Genomic DNA, 21,512 nt, shown 5'->3' with positions numbered 1-21,512 from the left:
ACGTACACAAAGCGAGCCTCGGCGACAGTGGCGTACGTTCCGAGCCAGGTCAGCGCAGAGGAGACCGCTCGGCGGACCTCGTCCGGGCCGAGGTCTCGCCGGAACAGCAGAGGTGCCAGGACGAAACAGGCTTCGGGGACGGTGGTGTGATCCGCGAGCCAGGCCAGCGCCCGGGCGACAGCCTGCCGCGCCTCGTCCGGTCCGAGGTCTCGCCGGGACAGCAACGTGCGCAGCACAAAGCGAGCCTCGGCGACAGTGGCGTACGTTCCGAGCCAGGTCAGCGCAGAGGAGACCGCTCGGCGGACCTCGTCCGGGCCGAGGTCTCGCCGGGACAGCAGAGGTGCCAGGACGAAACGGGCCTCGGTCGCGGTGCCGTGATCCGCGAGCCAGGCCAGTGCGGCAGGAACGACGACCTGCTGCGCCTCGTCCGTGCCGAGGTCTCGGCGGGAGAGCAAGGGAGCCAGGACGAAGCCGGCTTCCAGGACGGTGGCGCGGTCCGTGAGCCAGGTCAGCGCCGAGGAGACCGCCTGCCGCGACTCGTCCTCCTTGAGGTCACGCCGGGACAGCAACGAGCGCAGGACGAAGCGAGCCTGGCTGCCGGTGGCGTGTACTCCCAGCCACGTCAGCGCGGCAGGAACGACCCGCCGCACCTCGTCGGGCCCGCAGTCGTGACGGGAGAGCAACGGCCCCAGGACGAAGCCGGCTGACGCGACGGTGGCGCGGTCCCCGAGCCAGGTCAGCGCAAAGGAGACCGCTCGGCGGACCTCGTCCGGGCCAAGGTCTCGCCGGGACAGCAACGAGCGCAGGACGAAGTCGGCCTCGTTGTTCACGACGTGGACTTCGAGCCAGGTCAGGGTCGAGGAGGCCGCCTGCCGTATTTCGTCCGGCCTGAGATCGCGCCGGGAGAGCAACGGCGCCAGGACGAAACCGGCTTCACCGACGATGGCGTGGACTTCGAGCCAGGCGAGGCTCGAGGAGACTGTCCGCCGTACTCCGTCCGGCCTGAGATCGCGCCGGGAGAGCAACGGCGCCAGCACGAAGCAGGCCTCGGCGACGGTGGCGTGGACTTCGAGCCAGGCAAGGCTCGAGGAGACTGTCCGCCGTACCTCGTCCGGTCCGAGATCGCGCCGGGAGAGCAACGGCGCCAGGACGAAGCAGGCTCCCGGGACGGTGGCGCGGTCCGTGAGCCAGGTCAGCGCGAAGGAGGCCGCCCGCCGCACCTCGTCCGGTCTGAGGTCACGCCGGGACAGCAACGAGCGCAGGACGAAGTCGGCCTCGTCGCTCGCGGAGTGCACTTCGAGCCAGGCGAACGCCCAGGAGACCGCCCGCCGCGCTTCATCCCGCCTGAGGCCGTCGTGGGGGAGCAGCAGGCGCAGGACGAAGCGGGCGTCGGGGACGACGGCGTGCACCCCGAGCCAGTCGAGGGCGCGGGTGACCGCCTGCCGTACCTCGTCCGACCGGAGGTCACTGCGGGAGAGCAACGGCGCCAGGGCGAAACAGCCCTCAGGGGCGGTCGCGTGATTTCCGAGCCAGGAGAGCGCCCGGGCGGCCGCTTGCCGTACCTCGTCCGGCCGGAGATCATCACGAGAGAGCAAGGAGCGCAGGACGAAGTCGGCCTCGTCGCTCTCGGAGTGGACATTGAGCCAGGCGAACGCCCAAGAGGCCGCTTGCCGTACCTCGTCCGGCCGGAGATCGTCGCGGGACAGCAAGGAGCGCAGGACGAAGTCGGCCTCGTCGCTCGTGGAGTGCACTTCGAGCCAGGCGAACGCCCAGGTGACCGCCTGCCGCGCCTCGTCCGGGCCGAGGCCGTCGTGGGAGAGCAAGGAGCGCAGGACGAAGCGGGCCTCGTCGCTCGCGGCGTGGTCTCCCACCCAGGCGAGCGCCCAGGAGACCGCCTGCCGCACCTCGTCCGGCTCGAGATCACCCCGAGAGAGCAACGGGGCCAGGACGAAAAGACCCTCGCCGCCGGTGGTGTGATCCCGAAGCCAGGCCAGGGCGGACGGGACAACCCGCCGCGCCTCGTCCGGACCGAGGCCGTCGTGGGAAAGCAACAGGCGCAGGACGAAGCGGGCCTCGGCGAGGGCGACGTGATCTCCGAGCCAGGCGAGCGCCGAGGAGACCGCCCGCCGCACCTCGTCCGGCCGGAGGTCACCGCGGGCCAGCAAGGAGCGCAGGACGAAATCGGCGTCTCCGATGGCGCCGTACCACTCCAGCCACCGGAGCGTGCTGTCGACCGTCTGTTCCAGAGCTTCCGGCGGCAGGTCCGTTCGGTAGAGCAGGGAACTGAGTACGTAACTGGCGTCCCGTCTGCGCACATGGGTCCTGAGCCAGTCGAGAGCGGTCGGTACGAGGAGCAGGGCCCCGTCCGGGGGCAGATGGCGCAGGCCGCGATAGAGGAGATGGCGAGCGTTGACACCGACGCCGAACTCCGTGAGCCAGGGGCTGACGATCTCTTCCCAGCAGTGGACGGCGGCGGTGTACCAGGGCGGCCCGGAGCAGACCGCGCCGAGGGCGTAACTGCCGACGTCGGCGTCCTGACGCATGACGCGACCGACAGCGGACGCGTTGTCCGTGAACCACTCGTCGAACACCGGGGCCACCGGGTTCGCGCGGTCGGCGAGCGACAGATCATTAACGAGGCGGCCGATGTTGGCGGCGTAGCGGCCGATGGTCCGCGGACCGGTGAGGCAGCCGGCCAGCAGGGCACGCGTACGGGCCCTGTCCGGGGCGCCGTTGCGCTCGGGCAGGACGACGGATTCGATGAGCTGGTCGGCCACCAGATCGTGAGCGACCGACAGCATGTCGTTCTCCGGCTCCAGCCAGCCAAGAGAGACGAGCGTGGTGACGATGTCCTCGGCGTCCGGGACCTTGGTGTCCGAGTCCTCGACGGCCACTCGGACGAGAGCGGCGTGGGCGGCCGAGGTCACCTGTGCGCGTGGCTGCGGGCAGGCGGCCGCCGCCGCGGCCGCGGCCACCAGACCGTACGAGGCGTGAACCGGCGTGAACGTGTCCTTGCGGCCGGGAACGGTCAGGCCGTCCTCGTTGAGCCGCCGTTCCAGCCATCCGGGAAGCTCTCCGCCAGACCGGAGACCGGAGGTGAGAGGCGCGGGAAGCCCGGCTTCGACCCGGCGCTCGATCTCGCGCGCGACCAGCAGAGCGACGATGGGCCGGTTGCCGCAGATCGCCATCATGCGGTCCTCTCCCATCTCGTGGAGAGCCCTGGGCGCCAGCCTGGTCAGCGCATTGCTGGTGATCCGCCGCCGGAAGTCGTCGTCCTGCCGCAGCTCCACTTCGTCGAACAGTTCGTGCAGCAACGCACGGTCCGCCTTCTGCAACCACCCGGGCCGCACCGATGCGAGAAGAGCCATCGGAATGCCCTTGCGGTGAGCCGCGGGGATGAGGCGGTGCCGCAACGCCGGCAGATCGAGCTGCGAGGCGTTGAGATAGTCGATCACTACGAGTACGGGGCCAGGTTCCGCGAGCACGTGCCCGGCGACCTGGTCGGTGAGGGCCAGATCCTCACCCGGCAGAACATGCAGCACCCGCCAGCCCGCCTGCAACGCCAGCCGCCCCACCTCCAGGCCGGTGCGGGTCTTGCCCGTGCCCGCCGCTCCCACCAGCAGGATCCCCCGGTCGGCGGACGTGACCAGACTCATGAACAGGTTCTGCGGGTCGGCCTTGTGGCCGCTGCCGGGGGAGACGAAGGGCAGATGCCTGGGCGTGAGGTACTTCTTGAAGTCCCCGAAACCCTCGATGAGTTCCTGCTGCGGGACCACCGAAGGCAGCGGTTTGCCCCGATCGCCTCCGGGAAGTTCGACCGCCACCGCCTGCGGCCGTACGCCGTCGAGTGCGAGAAGGCCCACGAACTCCGGGTCCTCCAGCACGGCGGTGATCGGCTCGGCCTCGGCGCTGCCGGTGCCCGCCGCGGGCAGCCGCTGCGACTGCACTCCGACGAGCAGCGCGCCGTCCTCGGTGAAGAGCGCCGTACCGGAGATTCCCTGCCAGGGGTCCTGTCCGCCAGGTCCCCTGCCTTCGGGCGGTGCCGTGGTGAAACTCAGGTCCAGATAGCCGGACTTCATGTTGGAGCCCAGCTGTACGGACCCGCTGACCTGCCTGCTGTCCCGTCGGCGCAGCCCTCGTACACGGTCCGACGCGGCCCGCTGCGCATACGCCGGAAACCCGATCCCGGTGAACGGCACGCTGCCCGTGCCGTCCGGCAGGCAGCCCAGAGCGACCGGTGGCACGACCGGCGGATCCTCGCCGTCGGCGCCCGTCCGCGACGGGAAGCTCAGCCGCAGCAGCGCCAGATCTCGCCCGGTGGCCCGCCACACCGGTGAGACGGGATGCTCGGCGTCGTCACCGCCGAGCAGAACGGTGCAGGTGGGGGTCTCGTCGCGAGGTCCGAGAAGATGGGCCACGGTGAGGACCAGGTGGGAGCTGATCCGGTAGCCGGACCCGTATTCCGTGCGGTCTCCGTGCCGGACGACCACCTCTGCCACGCGTGCTTTGTCGAACGGCTTCATGTGGCGGTCAGTCCACAGCGAGCAGATCCGAGACGTCGTCACCGGTCAGCACTGGATCGCCCGCACCCGTTCTGGCGTCGAGGCTGAGCTTGAGCGTGTGCGTCCGCGCCGATTTCGCACTGCCCCCGCCGCCCAGCGAGACCACCCAGAAGCGCACGCCGGCCTTGGCTTCGGCGGACTTCTCCACCGCGACCTGGAGCTCCAAGTCGATGGAGTTGATACGGAACCGCACGTCCTGGCCGGCGGCGTCGAGCTGAGCCCGGCCGATCTCGGAGCGCAACGACGCGAGCAGATCGGCAAGTTCGATGTCCATACGGTCCCCCGACGAAGCAGCAGCGCTCTACGAGCGCTCTTGTGTACGGCGTATGGTCGGAAGTGTGACAGACGGTGCGCCTTCGCACACCCGAATGCAGCCCCTGCGGTTCACTTGACACTGGGTCGCGCAACTCCCGGAACAGCGTCCGGTCTTCGAGGGGTGTACGACGTGGAAGGCATGCCGCCCTCGGCTTCCGCGGTGTGGTTCTCCACCGGGCACGGCAGCTCGACCCAGACGGTTTTGCCTCCGTCGTCGGTCAGTTCGGTGAGGACGACCCCGTTCAGTTCTTCCAGCAGGGCGTGCACGATCTTCAGGCCGCGGCCATGGGTGGCATCGGTGTCGCCGTCGCCGGGGGCGGGGCACTCGGGATGGCCGTCGTGCACTCCCATGCGTATCCAGGTGCCGTCGTACAGTTCCAGTACGACACCGATCCGCACGGTGGCCGCCGACGCGTGGAGCACGACGTTGGTCAGCAGTTCCGAGGCGATCAGCCGTATCGCCTGGACGGCCTCGCTGCCGGCCGGAACGCCCCAGCCCCGCAAGGTGTCCAGGACGGCCCGGCGGGCGAGAGGAACCTGTTCCGGCTGCGCGGGGAGGTGCAGGGACCGGGTGTTCCGGCACTGAGCGTTCATGGTGTCCGGTCTCCTCGTGCGGTTCCGGGTGGCGGCGCCTCGCGGCGTGCGCAGAACGCTAGGAGAGCCGGGCTCGCCGCCGGCGACAGTTGTCGCGGTGCCGGTAAGTCTGGGGCGGCGGGTCTGTGCCGGTCCGGGGTTCTGGGGACCGGGGTGGGCCGGGTCGCACTCAGTGGAAGAGCGCGGTGAGCAGGTCTTCGCCGATGCTGCGCACGCGTTCCAGATGCAGCTGGTAGTAGGCCCGCCGGCCGTCGCGCTCGACGGTGACGAGGCCGGCCTCGCGCAGCCGGGCCAGATGGCGGGAGACCTGCGGCAGCGTCATGCCGCTGCGGTCGGCCAGTGCGGAGGGGGTGAGAGGTTCCCGGGCGATGGCGCGTGCGATCCGCTGCCGGCCCGGATCGCGCATGACCTCGAGGCGGCGGTGCACCACCGCGTAGCCGGGCTGGTCGTCGCCCTCCGGCACCAGCGGGTAGTGGACGACCGCCGCCAGACCCGGTTCGTGCTTCACCAGCATGTGGGGCCGGCCGAAGGCGGACGGGATGACCAGCACCGGGGTGGTGGCGACGTTCACGATGCCGTGGTGGAACTTGTCGAAGACCACGCGCGGCGGGTCGTCCCGGTACGACGCCGTGGAATCCAGGTCGGCCAGCGTCCGGCCGGGACCACTGTGCTCGAGGGAGCCACGCAGGCGCGGCAGCTGCCCGGCGATCACGCGGGCCGCCCTGGCGAGGTCCGGTTCCAGGGCCCGGGCCGCCTGGTCCAGCAGGTCGAGGAGATCGGCCCGCATGGGTTCCGGGGCGTCGAGGAGCCTACGGGCGAGTTCGGCACGGGCGGTGGAACGCTGCTCGGCCGCCGCCAGCAGGCCCTCGCGCTGCGCGCGGTCGTCCAGCACCCGGTCCAGCGGGGCACCGGAGTTGCCGCCGCGGATCGCGTACCCGGTGAGTTCGACGAAGAGCGGCAGCGGCAGCTCCGCCAGGTCGGTGAGCTCGGCGTCGAGCGGCCGGTCGCCTGAGGCGCTCAGCGGGAACAGATACCGGGCCCGGTACGACGCCCACAGCGGCGCCCAGTCCCTGATGCGTCGCCGCAGATCGGGGGTGAGAGCGGAGGCGGGCGGCCCGTCCCGCGTGGATCTGTCGTCGGCGGGGGCGTCCGCATCGAGCCCGCGGACCCAGCGGAGCGCACGCGGATGGTGCTCGGCCTCCGTGTAGGCGTGGAGGGCCGCGCCCAGTTCGGCGAGCGGCGAGGCACCCGCGGACACGCTGGAGGGGGAGGCCCCGGCGAGCGAAAGGACAACGCTCATGGCCACCTCCGGCAGGCCGGGAAGGTCGCTTACCGCGACCGCGACAACCATTGTAGGTACCGCCTCCGGTGAGCTCTACGGTTCCGGCAATCCGACCGAGCCTCCCCCCCGGAGTCGCCATGAATCAGCCCGTCCCCGCCGACCTCCGTGCCGCCGTACAGGATCGCCGGTCGCTGCTGGAGCAGCTCAGCCTCGATCTGCACGGCACGCCGGAGACCCGGTTCGAGGAGCACTACGCCGCCGAGCAGTTGGCCGGCCGGCTCGCCGCCGCGGGCTTCGAGGTGAACAAGGGCGTGGCCGGCCTGCCGACCGCCTTCACGGCCACCCACCAGGGGCCGGTCGACGGTCCTACGGTCGCGGTGCTGCTGGAGTACGACGCGCTGCCCGGCATCGGCCATGCGTGCGGGCACAACCTCATCGCGGCGGGCGGACTGACCGCCGCCCTCGCCGCGGCCGCCGTACGACCCGGCCACCCCGGCACGCTGATGGTGATCGGCACCCCTGGTGAGGAGGGTGGCGGCGGCAAGGTCCTCATGCTGGAGCGCGGCGTGTTCGAAGGCGTGGACGCGGCGGTGATGTTCCATCCGGGCGACCGCAGTCTGCGGGCCCGGCACGCACTGGCCGCCAGCCACCTGCGGCTGACCTTCCACGGTGTGGCCGCGCACGCCGCCAAGATGCCCTGGGACGGACGCTCCGCCGCGGCAGGCGCCCAGCTTTTCCTCACAGCCGTGGACTCGCTGCGCCAGTTCATCCCGCCGACCGCGCGGGTGCACGGGATCATCGCGCACGGCGGCACCGCCCCGAACGTCGTGCCCGACCGCACCGAGGTGGACCTGTTCGTACGCGAGGCGACCTCCGCCGCCCTCGACGCGCTGATGCCCCGGGTCCTCGCGGCCGCCGACGGAGCGGCGCTGGCCACCGGTACCACCGTCGAGACCGCGGAGACCGCGCCGCGTTACGCCGAGCGCAACGACAACATGGTGATGGGCGACCGGATCGCCGCCTACGCCGCCGGACTGGGCTTGGAGCTGGAACCGCCGTCCCCGGCGAATCCGGCCGGTTCCTCGGACATCGGCAACGTCTCGATCGCGCTCCCGGCGGTCCATCCGTACGTCCAGATCTGCCCCCGCGACACCCCGGGCCACTCCGTCCGGATGCGCGAGGCCGCCCGCAGCCCGCGGGCGCACGAGGCGGCCACGACGATGGCGACCGCCATGGCCGCGCTCGTTCTCGATCTGCTCGGTGATCCGGAGTTCCTCACCTCCGTGCGTGCGGAGTTCCGTGCCTCCGCTCCCTGTTCCACCGCTGGTCAGGAGTCGTCATGACCTCCTCGTCCCCGCCCGACCTCGCCTCCGGCGCCCTGCTCAACACGTTCTTCAACTGGGACCTGATCGCCGAGACCTTCCCCCGTCTGATCACCGAAGGGCTGGCCAACACCCTGATCATCGCCGCGGGCGCCATCGTCCTCGGCGTCGCCATCGCCCTGGTGGCCGCGATGCTGCTGCTGTCCAAACGCCGCTTGGTGCGACTGCCCGCCCGTATCTACGTCGACGTCTTCCGCGGCCTTCCGGTGATCATCACGGTGATGCTGGTCGGGGTGGGCCTGCCCGCGGCCGGTATCCGTCCCTTCGGCACCGACCCGTTCGGCTACGCGATCCTGGCGATCGGCATCATCTCCGGCGCCTACACCGCGGAGATCTTCCGCTCCGGCATCCAGAGCGTCGACCCCGGTCAGTTGCAGGCCGCCCGCAGCCTGGGCCTGAGCTACCTCAGGGCGATGCGTCTGGTGGTGGTGCCGCAGGGCATCCGCCGGGTACTGCCCGCCATGGCCGGCCAGTTCGTCAAGGACATCAAGGAGAGCTCGCTGGTCTACCTGCTCGGCCTCGCCGCTGGGCAGCGCGAGCTGTACTTCATCGCGCAGGAGGAGGTCGCCCGGACCTACAACTCCTCGCCCCTGATCGCCGCGGGCCTCTGCTACCTGGCGCTCACCATCCCCATGACCTACCTCGTCAACCACCTCGACAGGCGGCTGCGCGAAGGACCGCGCCCCGGGACCCTCCCGGCTCCGGCCGACCCCGACCTGCCCAAAACACCGCTGCAGTCCGCCGGAACCGCAGGAGGAGAAGGCCGATGACCCCCGCGACCGCCGGACGGGACCCGATGCCCCCCTCGACCACCGCCCGGAACACGATCGACCCGACGGCCACCGGCCCTGTCGCCCCCGTGGCCCTGCGGGTCACCGGCCTCAGCAAGAGCTACGGCAGCATCCCCGTACTGCACGACATCGACCTCGAGGTGCGGCGCGCGGAGACCCTCTGCCTGATCGGCCCCTCGGGCTCCGGCAAGTCCACCCTCCTGAAGTGCCTCAATCTGCTGGAGACGCCCAACGCCGGTGAGATCTGGCTCGGCGAGACCTGCCTGACCGCGCCGGGCGCCGGCGTCGACGCCGCCCGCGCCCGTATCGGCATGGTCTTCCAGCACTTCAACCTCTTCCCGCACATGAGCGTGGAGCGCAACGTCACGCTCGCACTGACCTCCGTGAAGGGCATGGGCCGCGAGCAGGCCCGCGCCCTCGCACGGCGCCACCTCGGCGAAGTCGGCCTCGCCGCCTTCGCCGACCAGCGGCCCGGCCGGCTGTCCGGCGGGCAGCAGCAGCGCGTCGCCATCGCCCGCGCGCTCGCCATGGAGCCGGAGCTGATGCTGTTCGACGAGGCCACCTCCGCGCTCGACCCCGAACTGGTCAAGGACGTGCTCGCCGTGATGCGGGACCTCGCATCGGGCGGCATGACCATGGCCGTCGTCACCCACGAAATGGGCTTCGCCCGGGAGGCCGCCGACCGCGTCGCCTTCATGTGCGACGGCCGCATCGCCGAGATCGACACCCCCGACCGGATCTTCGAGCGCGCCGGCCACCCCCGGCTGCGCCAGTTCCTCTCCCAGGTCCTGTGAACGACACCCGGGCCGTCATCTCCACCGTCGTGAACCTCCCATCAGAAAGACCGGATCATGCACCTCACTTCGCGCAGACCGCTGCTCGCCTGCACCGCGGCCGTCGCCCTGCTGTTGTCCCTCTCCGCCTGCGGCGGCGGTGAGGCGGACTCCGCGTCCAGTAAGTACAAGCTCGTCCAGGGCGGTGTGATCACCGCGGCCACCCAGTCCGAGCAGCCGCCCTTCGCGATCACCGACACCGCGGGCAAGCCCACCGGGTTCGCCGTCGAGTTGATGAACGGTGCCGCCGAGCGCCTCGGCCTGAAGGTCCAGTACAAGACCACCACCCTGCAGGGCATCCTCGCGGGGCTGTCGGCCGGGCAGTACGACATCGGCGTGGCCGGCGTCGGCGCGACCGCCGAGCGCAAGAAGTCGGTCGCGTTCACCACCCCGTTCTACTGGGGCTTCACCGACGTCCTGACGCTCAAGGGCGGTCGCCAGGACGCTCTGCCGGACTTCGACGGCAAGCGGGTCGGCGCCGTCAGCGGGTCCGTGCAGGAGAACTTCGTCCACCGCGAGATGGGTGGCGCGAACCTGGTGAAGTTCAAGGACCAGACAGCGCTGATCACACAGCTCCTCTCCGGCGGCATCGAGGCGGCCGTTCTCGGCGGTGCCAGCGCGGACGCGTACGTCGCGAAGGAGCCCGTGCGCATCGCGGTGAAGCTGGAGAGCCTCCAGGGCAGCGCCTTCCCGATGCGCAAGGACGGCGATCCCAAGTTGCTCGAGGACATCGACGCCCAGATCGACGCGATGATCGACGACGGCACCTACATCAAGCTGTACAAGAAGTACTTCCGCGATCCGATCGCCGCCGACCTGATCAAGGAGCGTCCGAAGCTCACGAAGCAGGTCATGAACACCGACCTGGCCCCTGGCGAGCGCTGACACATGAACAAGGCCCAGGTCAGAGACCTGGGCCTTGTCGTGCGTGTTACCGGGGCCTGTCTCAGCCGGCCTCAGGGAGCGGCTGAGGCGTTATCGGCGGGTGTCCCTGGAGGCTGCTGCCGAGGTGCGGCTGTCCGCCGGACGACAGCAGGTAGGACGCCGGGGTCAGGACGCGTGCTCCGGTGACGGTGAGGGTGGGGTCCGAGCCGAGGAGTGTGGTGAGCGCGCCGCTCCCGTCGTCCTCGCCCAGCGCCGCGACGGTCAGGTCCTTCCTGCCGTCGCCGTCGAGGTCGCTGAGCAGCAGCCGGGAGCCGAAGCCGTCGTCGGCCTCGTTGTCGCCCGGGACGCCCTCGGTGCCCTGGTCGAAGACCTGGCGGTCGGTGGTCGTGAGCCCGATGGAGCCGCCGTACATGACGGTCACGTGCCCGGCGTCGGCGACGGTGTCGGTGTCGGTGTCCTCGTTGGGGTCGCCGACGGCGAGGTCGTCGTAGCCGTCGCCGTCGATGTCGCCCGCGGCGAGTCCGGCGCCGTACCGGTCGTACAGGTCGCCGTCACCCGGGGTGTCGAAGTCGTCCTGGGTGAGGGTGTACCTCTCGACGTCGTCCACCGTCCAGGTGGGGTCGGTCTGGGAAACGGGGCGGCCGGGGACGTAGGTGATCTCGCCGCCGTTCCCGCCCTCACGGCCGAGGACGATGTCGCCGTAGCCGTCGTTGTCGAAGTCCCCGAAGACCGAGGAGTAGCCACCGCGGGAGCCGACCTGCAGCGGCGTCGGGTCCAAGCCCAGCGTGCCGGCGTCACCACCGCTGCGATAGAGCTGGGAGTGGTTGAACAGCAGGTCGTCCGCGCCGTCGCCGGTGACGTCACCGGCGGTGAGGGCGACGACCTCTCCTCCCCAGGAGTTCAGGTTGCCCAGCGGATAAGTGCCGCTGTCGGCGCCCTCATCGGTGATACCGCCCGCGTACAGCCAGGCCTGGGCCGAGGTGTTGCCGGCGGCCAGGTCGTCCTTGCCGTCGCCGTTGAAGTCACCCGCGGCGAGGGTCCGGCCGTGGGCGTCCTGATCCGTGCTTGTGGGATCGGCGAGTTTGGCACTGCTCGTCAGGCCGGTCGGCGAGCCCCACAGGATCTGGACGGTACCGGCGTTCTGGTCGTCCCCGACGTCCTCGCCCGGGGTGCCGGTGGCGAGATCGGCGAAGCCGTCGCCGTTGAAGTCGGCGATGGCCACGGAGAATCCGAAGTGGTCACCGGCTTCGGCCTGCCCTCCGACTCCCCTGGAGTTCTGGCTGATCGTGACGCGTTCGGCCTGGGTGGCGCCCGCGCCGCTTGCGGAGCCGTAGGCGACGGTGACGGCCCCGGCACCCGTCGTGCCGTCGACCGTGGCGTCGGGGGCGGAGGCGGCGAGGTCGACATGGCCGTCGCCGTTGAAGTCGCCGTAGCGGCCGGAGACCGACGCACGGTCAGCGGTCGCCGCGACGGCGCTGCCCGCGACGGTGGGCACCAGCAGACCGCCTGCCAGTGCGGCGACCACGACGGCGGTCGCCACACGGTGGTCGCGTCTCGGCGAGCGGTGTCTCTCGCGTTCGGGCGAGCGGTGTCTTGCTTGTTCAGATGTCACGCGATGTCTCCCAGTGTGCATACGCGTCGACCCCAGTCGGGGATCCGTGGACCTGGCGTGGGGGGTGGGAGAACGAACGTCGGTGCAGATGGTCGTTCGGCCGACTGTTGATCATGGATGAGGCGGGCCCAAAGATAGCTCACAGATTCGCCGCTGTCCCGTGATCATCGGTTCGCGCACCGGTGTGGGCCGGCCTCAGACTTCGAGCTGGGCCTCGATTCTCCTCAGCTGGTGGCGGGCCATCGCCAGGTTGGCGCGTCCGGAGTCCAGCACGAGGTAGAGGAAGAGGCCGTTGCCTCCCTGGCTCCTGAGCAGCCGGATCAGGTGGTACTGGGTGCCCAGGGTGATGAGGATGTCCTCGATCTCGTCCTTGATGCCGAGGAGTTCCATGGTGCGCAGCTTGGCGCGGACGACGTCGGTGTTGCCGGCGGCCGCCACGTTCAGGTCGAAGCTGTTGCCGCCTCCGACGGTTCCCAGCGCCATCCCGCTGGTGTAGTCGACGAGCGCGGCTCCGGTCGCGCCCTCGATCGAGGAGAGGGCTTCCTTCAGCGCTGCTTCGGTGTTCGCCATGACGTGCTGTTCCCTTCGGGCTGGTGCGGGCCTTGCGTGTTTCAGGCCGGTGGTGAGGTGGGTCGTACGGGCAGAGGCCCGCCGGTGGTGGTGGAGGTGGGGGTGGGGGGCGGCTGTCTCGGGGCGCGGTCGGGCCGCTGAACGGCGGTCTGCAGCAGTTCGCCGATGCGGTTGCCCGAGCGACGCCCCTCCAGGTGCAGCCTGCCTACGTTCACCCGGCCCTCGGCGACCAGCGTCAGCACCGCGGACGGGCCGGCGGCGTAGGTGGCCACGTAGCCGTTCGCGCCGCGGACGAGGAGTTCACGGAAGTCGCCCTGCCCGGTGGCGTCGGTGAGCCGCAGGGCGACGCCCTGCGCGGCCGCTGTGAGGGCGGCCAGCCCCTCCGGTTCCACCCCCCGGATGTCCTGCGCCAGCACGAGGCCGTCGACGCTGGCGGCGAGGGCGCCGGTCAGTTGTGGCAGGCGGGCCCGGAGGCTGTGCAGTTCGTCGAGGACTTCGGCCTCGGCCGCCATGAGCTGTCTCCTCTCGGCGCGCTGTCTGATCGCGCGGATCACAGGGCCTCCAATGCGTGCTTGATTCGGCGCAGCAGGGCGGCGTCGGGGCCGGCCGGGGTTCCCGGAAGGCGGGCCGGCTCGGTGGCGGGTCGCGGTGGTCGCCGGGCCGCGGCCACGAGGCCGGCGGCGGCGAGACGGCGGACCTCGACGAGGGTGTGGAAGGCGGGGCGGCCCAGGACATGGGAGATGTCGGATGCCGTTCGCGTCCCGTCCACGTGCTCGAGGACCGCGCGCCGGCGACGTGGCAGGCAGGTGTCGAGGGGCAGGCGGGTGCGTACGAGCGGTTGGGTGTCCGTCTCCTCCTCGAACCAGATCTCGCGCAGCAGCTCCCGCCGGCGCACCGTCTCGCGCTGCACCGCGCCGACGGGCACGGGACGCACCGCCCCCAGCCAGTGCGCGACCCCGTGCCGGAACCGGGCCGTGCCGCCGCCCGGCCCGAGCACGAAGAACGCCGCGTCGTACAGCGCCCCGAGGTGGCACAGTTCCAGCGCGCCCTCGGGGAAGTGGCCGCTGTCCACCAGGAACCGGCCCACCCGCTGTCGGGGCCCGGCCTCGGTGAGGGCCTCGGACCACTCCTCGGGTGACAGGGCGCCGCCCGCGGTGAGCAGCACGTCGAGCCCGGGCGTGTGCGGGCTCTCCGCGTGGATCACCTGGCCGTCGGCGAGATAGAGAGTGCCGCGTTCGCGCATGAGGGAGCCGGTGGCCTTCTCGCCGACGAGCCGGTCCAGCATCGGCGAACCGAGCAGAGCGGGGCCGGTGCTTGGCCGGGATATGCCGGAGGTGAGCGTCCGCAAGGTCGTCATCCCAATACGAGCTGCCGCGCCAGGTCATGCAGCCGGAGGCGGGCCAGAGCGAGGTTGCCCTCGCTGCGGCCGAGCCACAGATGCAGGAAGACGCTGCTGTCGAACGTGGTGCGGACGAACTGGAGGAGGTGGTAGCTGTCGCGGTTGCTGACGATCAGGTCCTCGACGGGAGTGTCGTCGCCGGACCGGTCGGACCAGTCGGAGCCGTCGGCGGGGGCGAAGGACTGGTACTCCGCCGCGATCCGGGCGAGTTCCGCCGCCTCGGCCGCCGCGACCTCGTAGTCGCCGCCCGGGGATTCCCCTGCCGTGCCCAGAGCCAGGCCGCTGGTCCAGTCGACCACGGCAGCGCCGCGGGCGCCGGGCAGCTTCATGGCCTCCAGCAGACACTCGTCGATTCCGGGCAACGAGGACTCCTCTCCCGGTGTGCGTCGAAGGAATCATGCAGAACCTAGACTCCGGATGTGGAGTAGTTGTGACTACTTCGTCGAATTGCCGTGGAATGTGAGACCGATGGGTAGCTTCCGTTGACTATTTGAGGTTTCGTCAGGCGGCTTGGCCGTGGGGTGTCCGTCTTCAGGCCCGACGCCCCGCCGCCGAGTTGTCCGCGGACTCCCCCGAGATTGTCCGTGCTCGGTAACGGACGGATCCCGTGGCCGCCGTTTCCCGTCATGCCAGTTGGTCGCACGGCGACCGGGCATCGGCGAGGGACTGCGGGAGAGCGGGGCGGACATGGCACGGCACGGCGGCGGGCGTGGCTGGTACGGCAAGGTGGTCGGGGCGGCGCTCGGGGTGACGATGCTCGCCACCGGTGCGTCGGTGTGGACCGCGCAGGCCGGTGCCACGGACGGCTCGTCCCCGAAGGCGAGCGCGCCGGCCAAGCCCGGCGGTGACGTCAAGCCGGTCGCGGTGTCCATCGCACACGCCTCGGACAAGGGGGCGCGCGGCGTCAACATCACCATCGACGACGGCCCCGACCCCGTGTGGACCCCTGAAGTGCTCGACGTGCTGCGGGAGTACGGGGTGAAGGCCACGTTCTGCATGGTGGGGACGCAGGCACAGGCCCACCCGGACCTCGTGAAGAAGGTCGTCGCGGCCGGGCACCGGCTGTGTGACCACTCGGTGTCGCACGACACCACCATGGACAAGAAGTCCGAGGCCTACCAGTCGCGGCAGATCCTCGACGCCGAACGCATGATCACCAAGGCGTCCGGGGGCGTACGGCCGATGTACTACCGGGCACCCGGCGGCGCCTTCACCCCCTACAGCCGCAAACTGGCCGCCTCCCGGGGTATGCGCCCGCTGGGCTGGAACGTCGACTCCAAGGACTTCGAGCGGCCGGGCACGGACGCCATGGTCGCCACCGTCGAGCGGGAGCTGCCGAACGGGCCGACGATCCTCTTCCACGACGCGGGCGGCGAACGCTCCCAGACCGTCGAGGCCCTGCGCCGGATCCTCCCCTGGCTCAAGGAGCAGGGCTACTCATGCGGCTTCCCGGTGCGCTGATATTCGGGTCATTGTGGATGAGGGTGTAACGCGGCAGGGCTCACAAGACGCAGGGATAGGCAGAAGCGGGGCGACGAACCGGATTGCATTTCGGTGTCCGGGGCGGGCGTGCCGACAGGACAACGCGTCAGATCGGATTCCTTGTGAGTAACATCGACCCGGCTCCCGGATATCAGACATACAACCAGCCCACAGGCCCGGAGCACCCCGTACGCCGGCAGGCCGGCGCCCGGCGTGCGGCCCTGACGATCTGCACGATCGCCGACATCGCCGCGGGTTTCCTCGGTCTCTGGATCCTGCTGTTCCTGCTCGACGCGAACCAGGCGAATGTATTCGTGGAGTTCGTACAGGGAACGGCGGATTTGCTGGCCTGGTGGTCGCAGGACATTTTCACAATGGACACAGAGGGCCTACGCGTTGTCCTCAATTACGGCCTCCCGGCCGTCATGTATTTGCTGATCGGCCACGGAATCGCCGCACGACTCAACCGAGCCTGACGGCATACCCGGACTTCACAGAAGTCCGCGAGCGGACGGCGAAAGCACCGTCCGCCGCAATGGTGCGTCGCGGCCGCCGGCCCCGGCCCGGTGAGCAGGGCACGGAAGTCGGCGGCCTCGGGCGCGGACGTCCCCGCGTCGCCGGCCCGATCTGTCTCAGCCGGCGGCCTTGGCGATGATGCGGGCCATCTCCTCCTGGCCGAAGGCCCGCAGGGTCGTGGTGCGGACGTTGCCCACCCCGCCGAGCTGCAGGAGAGCCGCGGTGGCGGTTTCGTCGTCGGGTGCTTCGACGACGGCCATGAGGTCGTACGGTCCGACGGTCCAGTAGATGTTCAGAAGCTTCGCCCCGAGCTTCTGTGCCCCCGAAGCGAAGGCCTCGGCACGCTTCGCCGTGTCCTTGTAGTTCCGGATCCCTTGATCGGTCCAGTTCAGCAGCGTGACATAGGTCGGCATGATCGTTTCACCTTCGTGAGGGAACACATGGCGACACCAATCCTGGACGGAAGCCCTGAAACGCGCACAATATGCGCACCCGAAATGGGTACGGGAGCGCGGCGGGCACATGGCGCGGACCAGTGAGATCACGAGCGCTGCCGCGAGATCCCGGACGGTTCCACAAGCGCCCGTTCGAGGGACCGTTGACCGTGGCCGGGGTGCTGAAACGATGTTCTGGCACGCGGAGGCGCCACTATGGGGCGAAGCAGCAACGAGGACTGGGAGGTACCGCAATGACTGTGGCTCCAACTCGCTCTGTACCGTCCATCGCTCGCCCGAGGAACTGGGCGGCCCTGCTCATCGTCATCGTGATCGTCTATGCGCCGGCGGCGCAGATCCAGGACATCCTGACCGGTCTGACCGCTCTGTCAGCGGTGCTCGTCTCGGGCTCGGCGGTGCGGGCCGTGGCAGAGCGGCAGCGGCCGACGACCGTCTGAGGATGGCCGTTTGAGGGCGGGACGGGCACGCCCCTCCGCCGGATCACAGGGCCGGACCACACCGTGGTCCGGCCCTTGGAGCGTGACGAACGACGAGCGTCTCCGGCTCCATTCCCCCCGGCACGAGGGGCCGTTGTCGTGACGGCGGTCACCGTCCCGGAAGGCGTCAGCCCGAGAAGGGGACCGCGTCGGCGGCGGAGGTGTGCCAGCTGGTGACGACCGGCTTGTCGACGACGTAGGAATCGACCTTCAGGGACTCCGGGTTCGGGTCGTCGTCGGCGACGGAGACGATGAGGCTGTCCAGTTCCTTGCCGCCGTCCTCGTCGGTGGTCTTCGGGTTGACGCCGGCGTAGGCGGTGACCCCGGCGCGCAGGGTGATCGGCTGTCCCGCCGACTGCTCCGCCGGCCCGGCCTGGGTACCGTCCGACCCGAAGGCCACGACCGGCAGCCCGGCGGGCAGGACGCAGGTGATGCCGGACTTGGCCTGGGCCTTGATCAGGAAGTAGCCGCCGGCCTGGGACTCGGAGCTCACGCTCCAGGAGATGTCGTTGGTGCCGCAGCTCTGCCCGTAGCCGCTCTTGTCTCCGGCCGAGTCGCCGCCGCCCGTAGTGGACTTGCCCGGCGAGCCGCTGCCCGCGGCGCCGCCGCCGGAGGACTTCGAGGTGCCCGAACCGCTGCTGCCGCTGCCGTTGGACGCCGCCGGGCTCGCCTGGCTGGAGGATGCCGCAGGGGAATCCGACGCCGACGACTCGTCACCGCCTCCGCACGCGGTCATCAGCAGGCCCGAGCCGATCACGGCGGTGACGGCGAGAGCGGTGCGCAGACGACGGTTCATTCGGAATTCCTCCAAGGAACGACACATGCGAGGCATCAAGTGATCGGTACCGCGCGCTTACGATCACCAAGACGGGCCCCTCCGGGGTCCGGTTCACGTCGTCTCACGTCCCGGACCTCGCCGTCACGGGCCTGTGACACAGCCTCAGATGTGGCGCCGCGGGGACTCCGGCTCGCTCAGTTCGGCGGTGAACTGGGCGCCGGCCAGCAGGGCCAGGTTGGACAGCCACAGCCAGACGAGGAAGACCACGACGCCGGCGAGGGAGCCGTAGAGCCTGCTGTAGGTGCTCAGCGCGGAGGCGTAGAGGGCGAAGCCCGCGGAGACGGTGAGCCACAGGGCGGCGGCCAGGGCCCCGCCGGGGAGGCTGTGGCCGCGGGTGCGGGCCGCCCGGGGGCCGGTGTGGAAGACGATGACGACCAGCAGGGCCACCACGCACAGCAGGAGAGGCCAGCGCAGCAGGCTCCAGGTCCACGCGGCCATCGCGCCGAGGCCGAGGTAGCGGCCGAGGTTCTCGGCGGCGGGGCCGCTCAGCAGCAGGACGAGGGAACCGAGGACGAGCAGACCGAGCAGGGCGAGCGCGGTGAGCAGGATGCGGTGCGCCTTGCGCCAGGGCGAGCGGCTGTCGGCCACCCGGTGCATCCGGTGCAGGGCCCGGCGGAAGACGGCGAGGTAGCTGGAGGCGGACCACACCGCGCTCACGATGCCGCCGCACAGCAGGGTCCAGACGGCCGAACCGTCGTGCAGCGTCCGGGACAGCACGTCGTGCAGGGGAGCACCCGACTGGCCGGGCGCGTAGGCGGTGACGTGCGCGATGAACGCCTCGGCCGTGCCCGGGCTGATCAGGCCGAACGCGATGGCCGTGACGAGCAGGGCGGGCAGCACGGCCAGGATGGCGTAGTAGGTGAGGGCGGCGGCGAAGTCCGACACGTCGTCGCGCCACATCGACACCGGGGTGCGGCGCAGGGCGGCCGCCCAGGGGCGGACGAGCCGGTCGCCCGGCCGTCGGGCGCTGCGGGCGCCCCGGCGGGGGGCTGCCGTGGAGTGGGGTTCAGCTGACATGGGGCCTGCGGTGCGAGGACGTGCCGAGACGGACGAGGGTACGGACACTGTAGAGGGGCAGGGCCGCCTCCGTGGGGGGCGCATGCGGTGAGGGCGGGCAGGACGTCGGTGGGGGCGGCGTCCGGCTGGACCCCTACCCCCGGACGTACGTGCGGAAGCGTCCGCCGTACCGACGCTCTGCCGTGTGATGGTCCGGTGGTCCTCGTGGGTCACTCGATGGGGGGCCGCGCGGCCCTGCGGGACAAGGACGTCGTCGTGATCCACGGGGACCGGGACCGCGTGACCGACCCGGGCGCGTCGGTGGCGTTCGTGGACCGGGCCGGCGCGGCCGGGGCCCGGGCGGACGTCCGCCTCGTACCGGGCGGTGACCACGCGATGCTCCGGGGCGACGCGAACTGGCACCGCGTCGCGGCCTCCACCGCCGTGGGCATGCTCCCGCCCTGGGACCGGTGCGCCGGCGGGCCCCTCAGGGCGGGCCCCCTCAGGGCGGTGGCCCGGCCTCCCCTCGCTGCTCGTGCCGTCCGAAACCGTGGATCAGGGCCACCGCCAGCGCGCTGATCAGCAGTAGCACGCTCATGTACAGGACCACCGGCCAGGGTTCTCCCCCGGCCGCCTCCAGCAGGGCCGCCGCGATGAGGGGTGCGGTGCCGCCCGCCAGTGCGGCCGCGACCTCGCGGCTGAGGGCGACCCCGCTGAACCGGGTCCTGGTCGTGAACAGGTCCGCCAGGAAGCCCGCCTGGGCGCCGAGCTGAGCCCCCAGCAGCAGCCCGCTCAAGCCGAACGCGAACCACACGTACCCGGCCTCCCCCGTGTCCAGCAGCCAGAAGAAGGGGAACGCGAACGCCGCCGCGCCGACCATGGCCCAGCCGAGCACCGTCCGGCGGCCGACCACGTCGCCCAGCGCCCCGGCCACCGGCGTCACCGCCGCGCTGCACGCGAAGTAGATCAGCGCGCCGACGAGGGTGACCGTACGGGAGACGCCGAGCTGCTCGGTGAGGTAGGCGAGCGCGAACACCACCGGGATGTACGCGGCGACATTCGGCCCGATACTGCTGATCACCCCGAGGACGAGGGTGCGCGGAGCCTCCCGGGCCAGCTCCACGGCGGGTGCCCGGGCGACCCCCCGCTCCCGTTTGACCGCCTCGAACATCGGGCTCTCGGCCACGCTGACGCGGATGTAGAAGCCGGTCGCCGTGACGAGAAGGGTGACCAGGAAGGGGATGCGCCAGCCCCAGTCGAGGAAGTCGTCCGCGGGCAGGGCCGCCACGGCGGCGACGGCCCCGGCCGAGAGCAGCGCGCCGGCCGCCGCACCCGCCGGGGGGATCGCGGCGTAGCGCCCGCGACGCTCCGGCGTGGCGAACTCCGCCAGGGTGAGGGAGGCGCCCGCGTACTCGGCGCCCGCGCCGAACCCCTGGATCATCCGCAGCACGACCAGCAGGGCGGGCGCCCACGCCCCGGCGGTCGCGTACGTCGGCAGCGCGCCCATCAGGGCGCTGGCCAGTCCGACGGTGACCAACGTGATCACCAGCATGCGCCGGCGGCCCAGCCGGTCCCCGTAGTGCCCGATGACCAGTGCGCCGAGCGGCCGGACGGCGAACCCGACCGCGAACGTGGCGAAGGACGCCAGTGTCGCCGCGACCGGATCGCCGGGCGGGAAGAACAGCCGGTTCAGGACGAGCGCGCTCATGGTGCTGAACAGGATGAAGCCGTACCACTCCAGCGCGGTGCCGATGGTCGTCGCCAGCACCACGCGCGTCAGCATGGACGGTCCCGTACCGGCCATACGCCGCATATACCGCATACGGCCACTCTGCGCCAGCCTCCCCGCCACCCCGCCGAACCTCGCCGGTACCGGGAGCACGCACCCGTCGGACGGACGCAGCGCCCGTTCCCGCCGTCAGGACACCGTCAGGACGCCGTCTGCGTCGGGACCGGGTCGAGAGTGATGTGCGGGGACAGGGCGCGCAGGAAGTCGGGGGCGCCCACGAGGCGGATGCGCGTGTGGCCTCCCTGTGCACGGGCGCTTTCGTGCCGGCGGCGGCCGGGCTGCTGGACGGCAGGCGCGCGACCACGCACTGGGCCCACACCGACGCCCTGGCCGGCCTCCACCCGCGAGTGGAGGTCGATCCGGACGTGCTCTACGTCGACAACGGCAGCGTGCTCACCTCCGCCGGCAAGGCCGCCGCCATGGACCTGTGCCTGCACCTCGTCCGCCTCGACCACGGCTCGTCCGTCGCCAACGCGGTGGCCCACCACCCCCTGCGCCGGCTGCTGACCCAACGGATCCGCCGCGCCCAGGAGTTGCTGGAGACCACCGACGACACCGTCGACGTCATCGCGACGGCCACCGGCATGGGCACCGCCACGACGCTGCGCCGGCACTTCAACCGGACGGTCGGCGTGCCTCCGGACTCCTACCGCCGGACGTTCCGCTCACGGCACACGGCGCCCGAGCGGTAACCGCCGCCTCATAAGCAACGCACAGGCCCTCTTCCGCCTCTTG

Annotated in this window: 20 protein-coding genes and 1 pseudogene; 8 read left to right on the top strand and 13 right to left on the bottom strand. The window is 71.0% G+C overall.

The annotated features are described in order from the left end of the window. The 4 genes from AC07DF_RS14060 to AC07DF_RS14045 form a co-directional block, all read right to left on the bottom strand. Window positions 1-4,499 (bottom strand): trypsin-like peptidase domain-containing protein (locus AC07DF_RS14060; RefSeq protein WP_478970330.1); only part of this gene is annotated, 4,499 nt, incomplete at its 3' end. 31 nt (window positions 4,500-4,530) lie between these two features. Continuing rightward, window positions 4,531-4,836 carry a trypco2 family protein gene (locus AC07DF_RS14055; RefSeq protein ID WP_478970329.1) on the bottom strand — a complete coding sequence of 102 codons (306 nt, stop codon included), beginning with the start codon at window positions 4,834-4,836 and terminating at the stop codon, window positions 4,531-4,533. A gap of 110 nt (window positions 4,837-4,946) precedes the next feature. Further along, entirely contained in the window at window positions 4,947-5,471 is a 525-nt protein-coding gene (locus AC07DF_RS14050; protein WP_478970327.1) for an ATP-binding protein, read from the bottom strand. A gap of 169 nt (window positions 5,472-5,640) precedes the next feature. After that, window positions 5,641-6,771, bottom strand: coding sequence for an ArsR/SmtB family transcription factor (locus AC07DF_RS14045; RefSeq protein WP_478970325.1), 1,131 nt, complete (start codon window positions 6,769-6,771; stop codon window positions 5,641-5,643). A gap of 119 nt (window positions 6,772-6,890) precedes the next feature. Between AC07DF_RS14045 and AC07DF_RS14040 the strand changes: the two genes are divergently transcribed. From AC07DF_RS14040 to AC07DF_RS14025, 4 genes are read left to right on the top strand one after another with little or no spacing between them, the layout of a single operon-like run. Beyond that, window positions 6,891-8,096, top strand: coding sequence for an amidohydrolase (locus tag AC07DF_RS14040; RefSeq protein WP_478970323.1), 1,206 nt, complete (start codon window positions 6,891-6,893; stop codon window positions 8,094-8,096). Further along, window positions 8,093-8,905, top strand: a complete 813-nt coding sequence (locus AC07DF_RS14035) for an amino acid ABC transporter permease (protein WP_478970321.1) — start codon at window positions 8,093-8,095, stop codon at window positions 8,903-8,905. The genes AC07DF_RS14040 and AC07DF_RS14035 overlap by 4 nt, the downstream gene beginning before the upstream one ends. Before the next feature lie 26 nt (window positions 8,906-8,931). Beyond that, window positions 8,932-9,720, top strand: coding sequence for an amino acid ABC transporter ATP-binding protein (locus tag AC07DF_RS14030; RefSeq protein ID WP_478970987.1), 789 nt, complete (start codon window positions 8,932-8,934; stop codon window positions 9,718-9,720). A gap of 57 nt (window positions 9,721-9,777) precedes the next feature. After that, window positions 9,778-10,644 (top strand): substrate-binding periplasmic protein, encoded by an 867-nt coding sequence (locus AC07DF_RS14025; protein ID WP_478970319.1) that lies wholly within the window; start codon window positions 9,778-9,780, stop codon window positions 10,642-10,644. 61 nt (window positions 10,645-10,705) lie between these two features. Here AC07DF_RS14025 and AC07DF_RS14020 read toward each other — a convergent pair whose 3' ends face one another. The 5 genes from AC07DF_RS14020 to AC07DF_RS14000 all read right to left on the bottom strand — a co-directional run bounded on the left by AC07DF_RS14020 (window position 10,706) and on the right by AC07DF_RS14000 (window position 14,587). Then, the gene (locus AC07DF_RS14020; protein ID WP_478970317.1) at window positions 10,706-12,184 is read right to left on the bottom strand and encodes an FG-GAP-like repeat-containing protein; all 1,479 of its coding nucleotides are present in this window, start codon (window positions 12,182-12,184) and stop codon (window positions 10,706-10,708) included. 267 nt (window positions 12,185-12,451) lie between these two features. Next, the gene (locus AC07DF_RS14015; protein ID WP_478970316.1) at window positions 12,452-12,826 is read right to left on the bottom strand and encodes a roadblock/LC7 domain-containing protein; all 375 of its coding nucleotides are present in this window, start codon (window positions 12,824-12,826) and stop codon (window positions 12,452-12,454) included. A 41-nt stretch (window positions 12,827-12,867) separates the two neighbouring features. Beyond that, on the bottom strand, window positions 12,868-13,338 hold the full coding sequence (locus AC07DF_RS14010) for a roadblock/LC7 domain-containing protein (protein ID WP_478970314.1): 471 nt from the start codon (window positions 13,336-13,338) through the stop codon (window positions 12,868-12,870). Between the two features lie 38 nt (window positions 13,339-13,376). Next, entirely contained in the window at window positions 13,377-14,174 is a 798-nt protein-coding gene (locus AC07DF_RS14005; RefSeq protein WP_478970985.1) for a transcriptional regulator, read from the bottom strand. 5 nt (window positions 14,175-14,179) lie between these two features. Next, window positions 14,180-14,587 (bottom strand): hypothetical protein, encoded by a 408-nt coding sequence (locus AC07DF_RS14000; RefSeq protein ID WP_478970312.1) that lies wholly within the window; start codon window positions 14,585-14,587, stop codon window positions 14,180-14,182. Window positions 14,588-14,912: 325 nt separating this feature from the next. Between AC07DF_RS14000 and AC07DF_RS13995 the strand changes: the two genes are divergently transcribed. Beyond that, window positions 14,913-15,686: a polysaccharide deacetylase family protein gene (locus AC07DF_RS13995; RefSeq protein ID WP_478970983.1), complete on the top strand. Its 774-nt coding sequence runs from the start codon at window positions 14,913-14,915 to the stop codon at window positions 15,684-15,686. Between the two features lie 143 nt (window positions 15,687-15,829). After that, window positions 15,830-16,183 (top strand): hypothetical protein, encoded by a 354-nt coding sequence (locus AC07DF_RS13990; RefSeq protein ID WP_478970310.1) that lies wholly within the window; start codon window positions 15,830-15,832, stop codon window positions 16,181-16,183. Between the two features lie 156 nt (window positions 16,184-16,339). Here AC07DF_RS13990 and AC07DF_RS13985 read toward each other — a convergent pair whose 3' ends face one another. Further along, entirely contained in the window at window positions 16,340-16,636 is a 297-nt protein-coding gene (locus AC07DF_RS13985; RefSeq protein WP_478970308.1) for a GYD domain-containing protein, read from the bottom strand. Between the two features lie 275 nt (window positions 16,637-16,911). Here AC07DF_RS13985 and AC07DF_RS13980 point away from each other — a divergent pair, with 275 nt between their 5' ends. After that, on the top strand, window positions 16,912-17,115 hold the full coding sequence (locus AC07DF_RS13980) for a hypothetical protein (protein ID WP_478970306.1): 204 nt from the start codon (window positions 16,912-16,914) through the stop codon (window positions 17,113-17,115). 166 nt (window positions 17,116-17,281) lie between these two features. On the opposite strand, the gene AC07DF_RS13975 is transcribed toward AC07DF_RS13980, so the two are convergent. The 3 genes from AC07DF_RS13975 to AC07DF_RS13965 form a co-directional block, all read right to left on the bottom strand. Continuing rightward, window positions 17,282-17,950: a DUF4232 domain-containing protein gene (locus tag AC07DF_RS13975; RefSeq protein ID WP_478970304.1), complete on the bottom strand. Its 669-nt coding sequence runs from the start codon at window positions 17,948-17,950 to the stop codon at window positions 17,282-17,284. 144 nt (window positions 17,951-18,094) lie between these two features. After that, window positions 18,095-19,009 (bottom strand): YihY/virulence factor BrkB family protein, encoded by a 915-nt coding sequence (locus tag AC07DF_RS13970; RefSeq protein WP_478970302.1) that lies wholly within the window; start codon window positions 19,007-19,009, stop codon window positions 18,095-18,097. A gap of 481 nt (window positions 19,010-19,490) precedes the next feature. Next, window positions 19,491-20,771 carry an MFS transporter gene (locus AC07DF_RS13965; protein ID WP_478970300.1) on the bottom strand — a complete coding sequence of 427 codons (1,281 nt, stop codon included), beginning with the start codon at window positions 20,769-20,771 and terminating at the stop codon, window positions 19,491-19,493. A gap of 209 nt (window positions 20,772-20,980) precedes the next feature. Here AC07DF_RS13965 and AC07DF_RS13960 point away from each other — a divergent pair. Further along, a pseudogene (locus AC07DF_RS13960) lies at window positions 20,981-21,469 on the top strand (DJ-1/PfpI family protein); the annotation flags it as partial. Window positions 21,470-21,512: the final 43 nt, after the last annotated feature.

Source organism: Streptomyces sp. NPDC044719 (assembly GCF_056433405.1).
Note: the sequence above shows the minus strand (reverse complement) of the source record. Positions and strands in the feature narration are given on the sequence as shown.

Excerpts from the sequence above, each read along its gene's own strand:
- AC07DF_RS13975 (WP_478970304.1), bottom strand. The coding sequence starts at position 17,950 with ATGAACCGTCGTCTGCGCACCGCTCTCGCCGTCACCGCCGTGATCGGC.
- AC07DF_RS14030 (WP_478970987.1), top strand. The coding sequence starts at position 8,932 with ATGCCCCCCTCGACCACCGCCCGGAACACGATCGACCCGACGGCCACC.
- AC07DF_RS13985 (WP_478970308.1), bottom strand. The coding sequence starts at position 16,636 with ATGCCGACCTATGTCACGCTGCTGAACTGGACCGATCAAGGGATCCGG.
- AC07DF_RS13995 (WP_478970983.1), top strand. The coding sequence starts at position 14,913 with ATGGCACGGCACGGCGGCGGGCGTGGCTGGTACGGCAAGGTGGTCGGG.
- AC07DF_RS14055 (WP_478970329.1), bottom strand. The coding sequence starts at position 4,836 with ATGGACATCGAACTTGCCGATCTGCTCGCGTCGTTGCGCTCCGAGATC.
- AC07DF_RS13970 (WP_478970302.1), bottom strand. The coding sequence starts at position 19,009 with ATGTCAGCTGAACCCCACTCCACGGCAGCCCCCCGCCGGGGCGCCCGC.
- AC07DF_RS14015 (WP_478970316.1), bottom strand. The coding sequence starts at position 12,826 with ATGGCGAACACCGAAGCAGCGCTGAAGGAAGCCCTCTCCTCGATCGAG.
- AC07DF_RS14045 (WP_478970325.1), bottom strand. The coding sequence starts at position 6,771 with ATGAGCGTTGTCCTTTCGCTCGCCGGGGCCTCCCCCTCCAGCGTGTCC.
- AC07DF_RS13965 (WP_478970300.1), bottom strand. The coding sequence starts at position 20,771 with ATGCTGACGCGCGTGGTGCTGGCGACGACCATCGGCACCGCGCTGGAG.
- AC07DF_RS14040 (WP_478970323.1), top strand. The coding sequence starts at position 6,891 with ATGAATCAGCCCGTCCCCGCCGACCTCCGTGCCGCCGTACAGGATCGC.
- AC07DF_RS14050 (WP_478970327.1), bottom strand. The coding sequence starts at position 5,471 with ATGAACGCTCAGTGCCGGAACACCCGGTCCCTGCACCTCCCCGCGCAG.
- AC07DF_RS14025 (WP_478970319.1), top strand. The coding sequence starts at position 9,778 with ATGCACCTCACTTCGCGCAGACCGCTGCTCGCCTGCACCGCGGCCGTC.
- AC07DF_RS14010 (WP_478970314.1), bottom strand. The coding sequence starts at position 13,338 with ATGGCGGCCGAGGCCGAAGTCCTCGACGAACTGCACAGCCTCCGGGCC.
- AC07DF_RS13980 (WP_478970306.1), top strand. The coding sequence starts at position 16,912 with ATGACTGTGGCTCCAACTCGCTCTGTACCGTCCATCGCTCGCCCGAGG.
- AC07DF_RS14035 (WP_478970321.1), top strand. The coding sequence starts at position 8,093 with ATGACCTCCTCGTCCCCGCCCGACCTCGCCTCCGGCGCCCTGCTCAAC.